At 37.1% G+C, this 13,248-nt stretch carries 11 protein-coding genes; 7 read left to right on the forward strand and 4 right to left on the reverse strand.

Annotated features, from left to right (window positions below):
- The first annotated feature begins 76 nt into the window (after nt 1–76).
- The 3 genes from murC to AAFN87_RS00475 all read left to right on the forward strand — a co-directional run bounded on the left by murC (nt 77) and on the right by AAFN87_RS00475 (nt 2,484).
- Nucleotides 77–1,381, forward strand: coding sequence for a UDP-N-acetylmuramate--L-alanine ligase (murC, locus tag AAFN87_RS00465; protein ID WP_347789025.1), 1,305 nt, complete (start codon nt 77–79; stop codon nt 1,379–1,381).
- A gap of 161 nt (nt 1,382–1,542) precedes the next feature.
- Nucleotides 1,543–2,016, forward strand: a complete 474-nt coding sequence (locus AAFN87_RS00470) for a DUF948 domain-containing protein (RefSeq protein WP_347789026.1) — start codon at nt 1,543–1,545, stop codon at nt 2,014–2,016.
- A 21-nt stretch (nt 2,017–2,037) separates the two neighbouring features.
- On the forward strand, nt 2,038–2,484 hold the full coding sequence (locus AAFN87_RS00475) for a YtxH domain-containing protein (protein ID WP_347789027.1): 447 nt from the start codon (nt 2,038–2,040) through the stop codon (nt 2,482–2,484).
- A gap of 201 nt (nt 2,485–2,685) precedes the next feature.
- Here the strand turns inward: AAFN87_RS00475 and pilM are convergent, their stop codons facing one another.
- Nucleotides 2,686–4,842 carry a pilus assembly protein PilM gene (pilM, locus tag AAFN87_RS00480; protein WP_347789028.1) on the reverse strand — a complete coding sequence of 719 codons (2,157 nt, stop codon included), beginning with the start codon at nt 4,840–4,842 and terminating at the stop codon, nt 2,686–2,688.
- Nucleotides 4,843–5,016: 174 nt separating this feature from the next.
- Here pilM and AAFN87_RS00485 point away from each other — a divergent pair, with 174 nt between their 5' ends.
- From AAFN87_RS00485 to AAFN87_RS00495, 3 genes are all read left to right on the forward strand, one after another.
- On the forward strand, nt 5,017–6,102 hold the full coding sequence (locus tag AAFN87_RS00485; protein WP_347789029.1) for a bifunctional 3-deoxy-7-phosphoheptulonate synthase/chorismate mutase: 1,086 nt from the start codon (nt 5,017–5,019) through the stop codon (nt 6,100–6,102).
- Nucleotides 6,103–6,245: 143 nt separating this feature from the next.
- Nucleotides 6,246–7,247 carry a catabolite control protein A gene (gene ccpA / locus AAFN87_RS00490; protein WP_347789030.1) on the forward strand — a complete coding sequence of 334 codons (1,002 nt, stop codon included), beginning with the start codon at nt 6,246–6,248 and terminating at the stop codon, nt 7,245–7,247.
- Nucleotides 7,248–7,794: 547 nt separating this feature from the next.
- Nucleotides 7,795–8,568, forward strand: a complete 774-nt coding sequence (locus AAFN87_RS00495; protein ID WP_347789031.1) for a GNAT family N-acetyltransferase — start codon at nt 7,795–7,797, stop codon at nt 8,566–8,568.
- 190 nt (nt 8,569–8,758) lie between these two features.
- On the opposite strand, the gene AAFN87_RS00500 is transcribed toward AAFN87_RS00495, so the two are convergent.
- Genes AAFN87_RS00500 through AAFN87_RS00510 form a run of 3 tightly spaced genes read right to left on the reverse strand, consistent with a single transcriptional unit; the run spans nt 8,759 to nt 11,224 of the window.
- Nucleotides 8,759–9,919: an acetoin utilization protein AcuC gene (locus AAFN87_RS00500; RefSeq protein ID WP_347789032.1), complete on the reverse strand. Its 1,161-nt coding sequence runs from the start codon at nt 9,917–9,919 to the stop codon at nt 8,759–8,761.
- Nucleotides 9,916–10,563 carry an acetoin utilization AcuB family protein gene (locus tag AAFN87_RS00505; RefSeq protein ID WP_347789033.1) on the reverse strand — a complete coding sequence of 216 codons (648 nt, stop codon included), beginning with the start codon at nt 10,561–10,563 and terminating at the stop codon, nt 9,916–9,918. The genes AAFN87_RS00500 and AAFN87_RS00505 overlap by 4 nt, the downstream gene beginning before the upstream one ends.
- A gap of 28 nt (nt 10,564–10,591) precedes the next feature.
- Nucleotides 10,592–11,224 carry a GNAT family N-acetyltransferase gene (locus AAFN87_RS00510; RefSeq protein WP_347789034.1) on the reverse strand — a complete coding sequence of 211 codons (633 nt, stop codon included), beginning with the start codon at nt 11,222–11,224 and terminating at the stop codon, nt 10,592–10,594.
- Nucleotides 11,225–11,387: 163 nt separating this feature from the next.
- Here AAFN87_RS00510 and acsA point away from each other — a divergent pair, with 163 nt between their 5' ends.
- Nucleotides 11,388–13,115: an acetate--CoA ligase gene (gene acsA, locus AAFN87_RS00515; protein ID WP_481886425.1), complete on the forward strand. Its 1,728-nt coding sequence runs from the start codon at nt 11,388–11,390 to the stop codon at nt 13,113–13,115.
- The last annotated feature ends 133 nt before the right edge of the window (nt 13,116–13,248 follow it).

A 13,248-nucleotide genomic window follows, 5' to 3' on the forward strand; every position in this document is an offset into this window, starting at 1 on the left:
TTTTAATAAGAATGAGCTTTTTAATATAGCTCATAAATATTCAAGCGGGATCATATGTATCCTAGGAGGTTTCAAAATGACACGTTATCATTTTACAGGCATTAAAGGTTCGGGGATGAGTCCACTTGCCCAAATCCTTTTTGATTCAGGTGAACTAGTACAAGGCTCAGACGTAGAAACGTATTACTTCACTGAACAGCCATTACGCGATAGAAATATAACAATTTTACCATTTGACGCAAATAATATAGAGCCAGGCTTAACGGTTATTGCAGGGAATGCTTTTTCTGACGATCATCCAGAATTAGTACGCGCACGTGAACTAGGTGTGGAAGTCATTCGTTATCATAAATTTTTAGGGGATTATAGCAATCGCTACACATCTATCGCCATTACAGGTGCACATGGAAAAACATCGACAACGGGCTTAATGAGTCATGTTGTAGGTGGATATATGCCGACTTCTTATTTAATTGGTGACGGTACAGGTGCAGGGACAGAAAATGCACAGTATTTCGTAATGGAGGCATGTGAATATCGTCGTCACTTTTTAGCATATCATCCAGATTATGCAATAATGACTAATATTGATTTCGACCATCCAGACTATTTTGCCAATATAGAAGATGTATATAGCGCATTCCAATCTCTTGCAATGCAAGTGAAAAAAGCGATTATCGCATGTGGTGATGATGAGCAATTACAACGTATTCAAGCGCAAGTACCAGTTGTTTATTATGGCTTCGGTGTTGAAAATGATTTTGCAGCGCGTAATATTGTAAAAACAACAGAAGGAACTGAGTTTGAAGTTTATGTACGCAACGAATTTTATGCGAAATTCTTTATTCCATTATTCGGTGATCATACGATTTTAAATTCTTTAGCGGTTATTTCTTTATGCCATTATGAAGGAATTCCAGCTGAATTAATTCAAGAACGTTTACAAACTTATTCTGGTGTAAAAAGACGTTTTACTGAAACAATATTAGGGAATAATGTATTGGTAGATGATTATGCTCATCATCCGACGGAAATAGCAGCAACACTTCAGTCGGCACGTCAAAAATATCCGAATCGACAAATTATAGCAATTTTCCAACCTCATACTTTTACTAGGACACAAGCTTTCCTGCAACAATTTGCGGATAGTTTAAGTCAAGCAGATGCAGTTTATTTATGTGATATCTTTGGATCTGCACGTGAACAGAAAGGGGCTTTATCTATTGCCGACTTAGCTACTTTAATCGAAGGAAGCAAAGTATTAGATATAGATTCGATTGCTCAATTACAGCAACATACAGACGCCGTGTTCTTATTTATGGGAGCAGGAGATGTGCATAAATTCCAAGATGCTTTTGAAAATATTTTACAAGCAAAGTAATTTGTCGCGTGAAAACTAATCAAAGTTTTGCGGGGTAACATCGATTAGTCGACAAAAACAGCTTATTCCGTTCATGGATAAGCTGTTTTTTCATAAATTAGGAAGGGTTTCCGAAATATTTGTCGAAATAAAAATATAACTAGTCACAGGAGGTAATCAAAATGGAAGTCGTACTTTACATCGCTGCACTAATTGCAGCAATTGGTTTTTTAGTACTATGTGTCAGCATCGGTATGACATTGTTCTCATTAAAAAACACATTAAATAATATTGCTGGTACAGTTGCAGGTATTGAAGGGCAAATGGAAGGAATTACGCGTGAAACAACGTCGCTACTAACAAAAACAAATACATTAGCGGACGATATTACACAAAAATCTGAACAGCTTAATTCAGTAGTGCTAGCTGTAAAAGGTATCGGCGATTCAGTTAATGGGTTAAATGAGTCCGTCCAACGTATTACTTCTTCGATTAATAATGAAGTAGGCAAGAATGAAGAAAAAATCGCACAAGTTGTACAGTGGAGTAATGTAGCGATGGGGATTGCTGATAAATGGAGACAACGTAAGGCCATTAACCCAAACGACGTAACTGTTTATACAGTTGACGACGTACAAGCTAAGAATAATAAATAAACAAGTAAAGGGGACGGGAGAATGATGGCGGAAGACAAAGTAACACATTTACCACAAATGTATATTGCAAAAAATAATGATATTTATGGTGAGGAGACGGTGAATATGAAAGATTTTGTAATAGGTGCGTTAGTTGGGGGAATTGTTGGTGCTGCCGCAGGATTATTACTTGCACCAAAAGCAGGTAGAGATTTACGAGAGGACGTAGCAATACAAGCTGTTTCATTAAAAGATAAAAGTGTAGAATTTTCTTCGACGGCGAAGGAAAAGACAGCCCAATTATCAACACAATTTGTTGATAAAGTTAAAGGGAAAACAGCAAAAGCACCTACTGTATTTGATGATGGTACAGTATCATCAGAAGGAGAAGAGCCTCTTGATGCTGTTGCTGATGTAACATCTAGCGAGGTAGCAAGCGAAACAACAAATGAAGACGTGTCTGAAATTTCGCAACCTTCTTCCATTTAAATAAAATACCGGCTAGCACAAACATAGTGCTAGTCGGTTTTTTTAGTTCTGTCATATCTATGTACACAATTTAGTTGGAGAAGTGTCCCAGGAAAGCGCCCGCCTTAGAATGGAAATCCACGCCCCCATTCAAAAAGGGTGCACTAAATTTTGATTCCTCAAAATTAGTACACCCCAACATTGGACGGAGAACATATTTTTTTAGCTCATAATAGGTTGTTCAGTGAATTTAATTTCCAATGTATCGCCACCGAATATTTCAGCGTCAAAAGCAGCAGGTGTGCCATTTCTTAAAATGGTAAATGAGCCTTTCATTTGTGTTGGGAGCTGCCATTTCGAAAAGCGGAACACATCCTGGAATATCCATGGACTGCTATCTTTTTCATTCACTTGTATCGTAGCGCCGTTTTCCACTAAAGCGGTTGGTTGCATGACTGCCCCGTTCACTTGAATTTCACGCACGACTTTTACAAGCTCTACTTGCTCCTCTTGGAAAGTGACAGTAATCCTATCCTCCAATAATAAATTCAAATGATTTGCAAGCGTTTGTACAGTTGGTAATGTACTTTCAGAAAATGTTAAAACATCACCATTATGTACGGGATATTGAATTTTACAAGGCTTACCATTAATAAATAATTCAGCAGAAAACTCCGGTAAATAGAGTGGTTTGCCATCAATTTGCACAAAATAAGAACGGAATTTATGTAGTAATGCAGTATTATTAGTATGCTTAAAAATTTCTTCAGCCGTGGCAATTGTTTCGACTGTAATAACATCACGATCATTTAACATTTGATCGAAGCTTGCTGTTTCTTTGTTGATGTAAATTTTCGGCTCGATTATATACATCGTACCTTGAATCGATACAGTTTTAACTAAAGCATCATCGACAATATCACGTACATTTACTATTGCCGCTGCACCGTCTTTTCCTTCAATCAGTTCGATTTTATCACCATTTTTAATTAGTGATTTTGTAGATGCTTCTTCACCATTTAGTAAAATACGCGCAGGCTGACCATGTTCACCTGGGATGAAAATATCTTGTCCGTTAACTGTTACAGATAAACCATGACCAGGTTTACCATACAGCTGCTTTGCACGAATATTCGCAGCTAAAAAAGCATCTGAAATCGTCATCTCTTTTAACTCAAATAAGCGAACAACTTGTTCATTCACAGTTAACGACATATACTGTACAGGCGTTCTTTTTGCAGCAATTGCAATGCCTATAGGTGTTACAAGTTCTGGTGTAACAGGAATAGAGTCTTCCTTCGTTAAGTTTTGAATAGCATCAATACCGCGAACTGCTACGCGATTTGCAGGTAACGATAATACTTTACAAAGCTCGGTAGTTAAGTTTGGTGTTAAACTACCTCCACCAACAAGCATAACCGCTTTCGGTGCTTTATTATTATTTAGGCGTAATATTTCTTTCCCTATGGCATGTGCGAGTCCTTCGATAGCAGACGAAATAGCTTGCAATACTTCATCGCGCGGGAAGTATTGATCAAAGCCTAAAATATCCTGTATTAATATTTCGTCAGCTGTATGCATTTGTCTTTTAGCCACTTCAGCAACAGGGAAATCGAGTAAGTAATGATCACTAAGTGCTTCTGTTATTTCATCACCAGCAGTTGGTACCATGCCGTATGCAACAATTGTTCCTTTATCAGTAATCGCAATATCGGAAGTACCTGCTCCAATATCTACAAGGGCGACATTTAATCGGCGCATTGTTGATGGGATTAACACATTTATCGCGGCAATTGGTTCAAGTGTTAAAGCTTCCATTTCTAAGTTTGCGCGTTTTAGTGCAGCAAGAAGCGATTCGACAACGACTCGTGGTAAAAATGTGGCGATAACTTCTATTGTCGCCTCATCACCTTGCTGGTCAAGTAAACTTCCAATTTCTTCATTATCTAAACGGTAATACAGTACAGAGTAGCCAACACAATAGTAATGGCTAGTTTTTACGTCCTCTTTATGCTGTAGTAGCTGTTGCTGTGCTTGTTGTACCGCTTGTAATTCAAGGCGGTTAATATCTTCTTCAGAGAAAATTGGACGGTTTTTTATATTCACAGTAATACTTGCTTGCTCAGTTTTTAATGCACGTCCAGCTGCAGCGACACTTACTTTTGTTAAAGGACCATGTTTAACTTCGAGTTCAGCTTTAATTTCGTTAATAAGTTCAGCAACATAAAGGACATTATGTATTTGCCCATCAACCATCGCACGTTCTTTATGTTCTTTTATTAAAATATCTGCAACGTGAAAATGATCGTTCTGTTCTTCTAGTATAATGCCAACTACAGAACGAGTTCCGATATCTAATGCGAATAGCTTTGAAGACATTTGTAATCGCTTCCTTTCAAAAAATTACAGTAGTATACTTTAACGAGTTGAATCGCTAAATTAAAAACACGTGACATTCTTAGACTTCTTGTCTATAATGATGTTATTATTTAAAAATGTATCATACATTTCAGCGTTCTGAAAGGGCAGGGTACACGGAAAGGGGAAACAGTAATGAGTCAACACGATTTAGAAAGTTTACGTAGTCAAATTGATCACTTAAACTTAGAAATTTTGCGCTTAATTAATGAGCGTGCTGAAGTAGTAAATGAAATTGGTAAAATTAAAGAGAAGCAAGGTGTTAATCGTTACGATCCTTTACGCGAGCGCCATATGCTTGATTTAATTAAAAAAAATAATAACGGTCCATTAAATCAAATGACAGTGGATTACATTTTTAAACAAATTTTCAAAACGGCATTAAAGCAATTAGAAGCAGAAAAGAAAAAAGAATTACTTGTTTCACGTAAAGAAAAGTCAGAAGATACTGTCATTAATGTGAATAACGAATTAATCGGTGCGGGTGCGCCTTCATTCGTCTTCGGTCCATGTGCAGTAGAATCTTACGAACAAGTAGCACAAGTAGCAGCTTCGATTAAAGATAAAGGTTTAAAATTAATACGTGGTGGTGCATACAAGCCGCGTACTTCACCATATGATTTCCAAGGTCTTGGTTTAGAAGGCTTACAAATTCTAAAAGAGGTTTCGAAAGAATACGGTTTAGGAGTTATTACTGAAATCGTTACACCTTCTGATTTAGATGTAGCACTTGAATATATTGATGTTATTCAAATCGGTGCACGAAATATGCAAAACTTTGAATTATTAAAAGCAGCTGGTGCAACAAATAAACCAGTCCTTTTAAAACGTGGTTTAGCAGCTACAATTGATGAGTTCATTCATGCTGCAGAGTACATTATGTCGAAAGGTAATGAAAATATTATTTTATGTGAGCGTGGTATTCGCACATATGAAAAAGCGACGCGCAATACATTAGATATTTCAGCCGTACCAATTTTAAAACAAGAAACACATTTACCTGTTATGGTTGATGTAACGCATTCTACAGGGCGTCGTGATTTATTATTACCATGTGCGAAGGCGGCAATTGCAATCGGTGCAGACGGAGTTATGGCTGAGGTTCACCCAGATCCATCTATCGCCCTATCTGACCAACAACAACAAATGGACATTCCAACATTCAACGCTTTCTACGATGAAATTTTAAAATTCATGAAGCAATACGAATTAAAAGCATAATAAGAATGCCTCAAAAGTTTGTTCTAACATCTTTTGAGGCATTTTTTTTACTTATAAGTAGAAAACATTTACTAATTATTGAAAATGGAAATGAAAGTATTATATGATTGTCTTTAAGATATAAAAAAAGGAGGCGAGTTATTGTGACGGTTACAATTTATGATGTCGCAAGAGAAGCAAATGTTTCGATGGCGACAGTATCACGTGTTGTTAATGGCAATCAAAATGTAAAGCCAGCAACACGCAAAAAAGTATTAGATGTAATAGAAAGACTTGAATATAGACCAAATGCGGTAGCACGTGGTTTAGCTAGTAAAAAAACAACAACAGTGGGCGTTATCATTCCTGATATTTCAAATAATTTGTACGCAGAGTTAGCACGTGGAATTGAGGATATTGCTACGATGTATCGGTACAATATTATTTTATCAAACTCAGACCAAAATGAAGAGAAAGAGCTCGCTCTTCTTGATACGATGCTTGGTAAACAAGTGGATGGCATTGTTATGATGAGTGACAAAGTAACATCAAAAATTCATCAAACTATTATGCAGTCACCTGTTCCGATTGTATTGGCAGGCTCTGTTGATGAAGAAGATGAAGTGCCATCTGTAAATATTGACTATTTTCAGGCTGCTTATGAAGCAGTACAGCTATTGCTGAAAAATGGTCATACACGTATCGCATTTGTTTCTGGCCCTTTACAATATACAATTAATGGCGGATATAAATTAACAGCATATAAAAAAGCTTTACAAGATGCAGGCATTACTGTTGATGAAAGTTTAATCGTAGCAGATGAAGACTCTTATGATGATGGTATATCTGCTTGTGAGGCTTTAATGATATTAGATAACCCACCAACAGCATATTTTGCTGGTAGTGATGAATTAGCGATTGGTGTAATTCACGCAGCCCAAGATGCAAATAAAAATGTTCCTGATGACCTTGAAGTGATTAGTTTTGAAAATTCAAAATTAGCACGAATGGTTCGCCCTCAATTAACGAGTGTTGTGTTGCCGCTTTATGATATTGGTGCAGTTGCTATGCGCTTACTAACGAAATTGATGAATAAAGAAAACGTGGAAGAACAAGTAGTTATTTTACCGCATCATATGGAAATACGTCAGTCAGTAAAGGCGTAAAATAAATGGCCCGTCTCAAAAATCATTTGAGACGGGTTTTTGCACGAAAGCGAAACGATAACTGTAAAAGCGTAGACAAAGCTAACATGGACTTTGTTAAGTAATTCAGTTTTGGAGTACAAAACATCAAAAAGCAAAATAATTTAAACATCATTATTGATAGCAAAAGTACATATTAAACTATACAGTAACGTGTGTGTTGATTATACAAATATTGGTAGATGAAAAGCGTGATTTCTCTAGTAGAATAATTGATAAAAAAACTTTCTAGTTGATTGGAGCGGAGGTGACTCGACTCCTGCAGAAAAAGCACGAGCTGAAAATCCATTTATTTCGGCACTTTCGAAATAAATTAGTTGAAGCCGTGCCTGCGGAAAGCGAGTCAGCCGCAGCGGAAATCAACGTATTCTATAGTGCAATATAACAATAAAAGGTAAATCAACACGCTTGATACAGTAATATATTGTTTGGGAAAATTTTTCTATTTTATGGTATTATATATAATTAATGGTTGAAAACTTTAGTATTATAAGAAAGAAGGAATTGAATGATTTTTGAAGCAGATATTAATGCAAGGAAAAAATTAGTCCCTATGTTTGAAGAAATAGATAACACTATTGTACTTTCATATCTTCAAGGGCATATGGGAACTGCTTGGGTGGACGATCTTGAAAATCCAACTGTTGCTCAAATAACTGTAGGGATTTTTGTGTTTTTTGCGGGGAATCCCAATACAAAGGAAGCCAAAGAATTACTTTATAACCTACCAGATTTTACTCTTGCAATTGTTGAGTCCGAAGAGTGGAAAAATCTTATAGAGACAGTTCATAATGGTGCAACAGAGAAGTTTCAACGACACAGATTTAAAAAGAACCCAGAGCATTTGGATAGAAAACATATACAAAACTTACTATCTTTATTACCAGAAGGCTACGAAATTAAGAGAATAGATAGAAATATAGCAAAATCGCCATCTTTCCACGAACTTTCTGAAGACTTTATAAGTCAATTTGATTCTATTGATGATTTTATCAATAGAGGGGTAGGTTATGCTATTTTAAATGAAGGACAAGTAGTTTCTGCAGCAACATCGTTTAGTATATATGATGATGGAATCGAAGTTGAAGTTGCTAGTCACCCTAGCCATAGAAGGAAAGGCTTAGCAACAGTAGTAGCCTCCGCATTAATATTAGATTGTCTGGATAGAGGAAAGTACCCTAGTTGGGATGGTGCTAACTCCGAATTTGTTGAATTAGCGCAAAAGTTAGGGTACATTTTTAAAGAATCATACGATACATATTTTATAGATTATATAAAGTGAAATATTTTATCGCAGATTGCGGGCAGTAAGACTCTCACTTCAAGAAGTTGAGGGGAAATAAATTAAAAAGAGCTTAAATTCTAAGCTCTTTTTTAGTGCAAATTTTTATAAATAAATGATAGCGCCCTAAATGAATTGTGGTTGAAAATTTACAGTGGCGTTCCCCAATATTTGATGTAAAACTATATTATTACGAACGTTTTTCGTTACGAATCATGTGCAAAGCTTTTTTTAACATTTGTGCATTTTTTTCTTCGATTTCTGCTTTACGAGGAATGGCTTCATATAAGGGATTCGGGTCTTCCCATGTTGGAATAAATGGTACTGGTGATTCACCTTGCCACCTTTCAAGCCATTGTTGTGGTAGAGGACCCGTTGGACAAGGTAAATCATTCATTTCTGTCCAAATCATTGACCATGCTCTAGGTACGACCCGCCAAATGTCATAGCCCCCTCCGCCAACCGCAATCCAGCGCCCTTCACAATATTCATGGGCGAGCTTATGTGCAAGCTTTGGTATTTCCTTATAAATATTCATCGAACCATATAAATGAGTTAAAGGATCGAAATAATGGGCATCCGCACCGTTTTGTGTTAATACAACATCAGGCTTGAAAAACTCGAAAACTTCGCGCATTGCTTGTTCGTAAATCTCTAAAAAGCTGTCATCTTCTGTAAAAGCATCTATTGGGAAATTAAACGATGTGCCGTAGCCTTGTCCATTTCCGCGTTCCGTAATATTCCCCGTACCTGGGAATAAATAGCGACCAGTTTCGTGAATCGATAATGTGCATACGTTAGGATCATCGTAAAAGGCCCATTGAACGCCGTCTCCATGATGCGCATCAGTATCGACATAAAGTACACGTAACCCGTATTTTTCTTGTATGTAACGTATCGCGACACTACTGTCATTGTAAATACAAAAACCAGATGCGCGTCCGCGGAAGCCATGATGCAAGCCCCCGCCTAAATTTAGAGCATGGCGTGATTTTCCTTGTAATACATAGTCAACTGCTTGTAGTGTTCCGCCAACGAGTAGTGCACTCGCTTCATGCATATTTTGGAACATCGGCGTATCTTCAGTTCCAATACCAAAATTTTCTCCTTGTTGCGATGTTAATTCGCCGCGACCAGCTTTTTTGACAATTTCGATATATTGATGATCATGAGCAAGTGCAATTTCCTCATCTGTTGCCGTGCGTGCTGGAACAATATCGTCATCTGATAAAGCGCCGATGTTTTTAAGTAAATCCATTGTAAGTGTCAACCGTTTATGATTAAACGGGTGTGAGTCTGAAAATTTGTATCCGAGTTGATCTGGTGAATAAATAAAGACCGCATTTTTCATGAACGAATTCCTGGAACATTTGGCCACAATACATCGAAGCCTTCTTTTCGTAAATCTTCAATAATAGCTAATGGATTAATTACTTGTAAACGGATACTTAAAATACGATTTTTGTCATTTTCAGAATCTGGATAAACGAGTACACTTAAAACATTTACTTTATATTTGCTAAATACTTTAGTTATATCATGTAAAATACCTACTTTATCAGTTACACGAATATCAATTTTTGAACCAGGCTTATGTGCACCTGTTAATTCAATATACGTATAGAGTAAATCTGTTGTTGTAACGATACCAACGAGTTCTCCACCCGAGACAATTGGCAAGCAGCTAATTTTAGAGTCGTAAAAAGTGAGTGCTACTTCTTCAACAAAGTCGAGTGGATGACCGATAATTGGGTTATTAACCATAATATTTTCGATTGGTATATCAAAATAATCTGAATTAGACTTTTCAAGTAGGGTAGAAGATGATGCATTTTTTATATCATGCTCCGTAACAATCCCTACGACTTCATTAGTGTTGTTAACAATCGGTATATGGCGAATGTTTTTTTCTCGCATTAAACGCACAGCATCACCTATCGTATTAGTTAGCTCTAATGTGTATACTTGCGTATTCATTATTTGTTCTACGATCATATATTGACTCCCCTTTGTGATATAAAAATTAATACATGAATCTACTTCTAAAGCGAAGTCGGTCGAAACGTTCTAAAGTGTCAGGCTGCACTCTTTTCCCGATACGAGCCATTAAGCAGTTAGCTGGATGCGATGTAATTTCGGGGTCATCCGTTGCGAAGTACTCAAAACCAGCTGAACTCATCATTCGCTCCATCATTTTGCGGTAATCCCATACATTGAGACCAGTCCCCTTTAAATCCCAATGCCAATAATATTCAGTTGTAATAACAAGATAGTCTTCCATTTCATCTCCCATAAATGAAACTTCAAGCAACTTTTTTCCAGAACCAGTCCCCCGGAATTGCGGAACAACTTCAATTGCACCTAGTTCAATCATATTGTCAATCCGATCCTCTGCCCAACGCTCAAGAGGGTCTGGATATAAATATGTAACATAGCCTACGACAACATTGTCATTGCGAATAATAATAATCCGACCTTCTTCTAGTTGTGCTATTTCTACTAGAGCCTTTTTTTGTTGTTGAGGAGGTCTAAATGCAACTAATCCGTCATGGAATGTATATTCATGAAGTTGCTCATGTGGAACGGGACCTTCTACAAAAACAGTACCATGTCTTGTTTCCATTTCAATACTATAAAATGTTTTTATATGTTTCATGTTCACACCACCTGAATATGATATTTCTATTATACAAGAATTTATGCAAAAATACGCTTAATTTTGCGAAAAATAACTAATTTATTATAAAATTAAAAATATTTAGCTAATTTCAATTTTAATAATGTAAAATAAATTTAGGTTTATAGAAAGGGGTAGTTTCATGGGGATGAAAACATTAGAGAAATTAGTTGCGCTACCGGGGGAACATAGACTAGCAAGCTATGATGAAACAGTTGCAACGCATGATTGGAAAGAAACAGAGAAAGTATTTTCGTGGTACGAAACGGGGAAAGTCAATATGGCGTACGAGGCAATCGATCGTCATGTTGATACGTATCGCAAAAATAAAATTGCACTCTATTACAATGATGGTGTAAGAAAGGAAGCTTACTCGTTTGCTGATATGAAGCGCCTTACAAATAGAGCTGCTAATGTGTTAAAAGATGCAACAAATATGGAAAAAGGAGATCGTCTATTTATTTTTATGCCACGCTCTCCTGAATTATATTTTGCGCTACTTGGTGCTCTAAAAATGGGTGTCATTGTTGGTCCATTATTTGAAGCGTTTATGGAAGGTGCTGTGTATGATCGTTTGTCAGATAGTGAAGCTACTGCGATAGTTACAACACCGGAATTATTGTCACGTGTACCATTAGAAAAATTACCACATTTGAAAACTGTTTTTCTTGTAGGGGATGACATTGAAGAGTCAGATCAAATTGTGGACTTTAATAAACGTATGAAAACAGCTTCTAACCATTTTGATATCGAGTGGGTAGATAAAGAAGACGGTATGGTGTTGCACTATACTTCTGGTTCAACTGGCGCACCAAAAGGCGTACTACATGTACATTACGCAATGGTACAACAATATCAAACAACGCAGTGGGTTTTAGATATGCAAGATAGCGATGTGTATTGGTGTACTGCTGACCCGGGCTGGGTAACAGGGACTGCTTACGGAATATTCGGTCCTTGGCTAAACGGAGCAACGAGCTTAATATTAGGTGGACGCTTTAGCCCGCAAGCTTGGTATAGCGCAATACAAGATTACGGAGTAACAATCTGGTATAGTGCACCGACTGCATTTCGAATGCTAATGGGAGCAGGAAATAGCTTACTTCAGCAATATGACTTATCGACTCTACGTCATGTTTTATCGGTTGGGGAACCGTTAAATCCAGAAGTAGTAAGATGGGGAATAGAAGAGCTAGGCTACCGGATTCATGACACATGGTGGATGACAGAAACAGGCGGGCATATGATTTGTAATTATCCTAGTATGGATATTAAACCAGGCTCTATGGGCAAGCCTGTGCCAGGTATTCATGCAACAATTGTTGATGATGACGGCAATGAAGTACCTCCGTTTACAATGGGTAACTTAGCAATTGAAAAAGGTTGGCCAGCGATGATGCGTCAAATCTGGGGCAATCCTACTCGCTACGAAACTTATTTCTTAAAAGGGAAATGGTATGTATCGGGAGACTCTGCTTATAAGGATGATGAAGGTTACTTCTGGTTCCAAGGGCGTGTCGATGACGTAATTATGACTGCAGGGGAACGTGTTGGCCCATTTGAAGTTGAAAGTAAATTATTAGAACATCCTGACGTTGTAGAGGCAGGGGTAATTGGTAAACCTGATCCGGTACGTGGTGAAATCATCAAAGCATTCGTCTCGTTAAGAGAAGGTGTAGAACCAAGTGAAGCAATCGAAGCCGACATTCGCGAATTCGTGAAAAAAGGTTTATCTGCCCATGCTGCACCACGTGAAATTGAGTTTAAAGATAAATTACCAAAAACGCGAAGTGGAAAAATAATGCGCCGCGTATTAAAAGCTTGGGAGTTAAATCTTCCAACAGGTGACCTATCTACAATGGAAGAATAAAAACTTTAGTAATCATTGAAAAGCGCATATATGTCAATAATAATATTTATGCATATAATTGCATGAATAAAACGATGAAATCGGCAAAATCTATTCCATTTAGGTTTTGTCGTTTTTTTTTTATTGAAGAAAA

Origin of the sequence: Solibacillus sp. CAU 1738, from assembly GCF_039888725.1 — a bacterium.
In the GTDB taxonomy this organism is placed as follows: Bacteria; Bacillota; Bacilli; order Bacillales_A; family Planococcaceae; genus Metasolibacillus.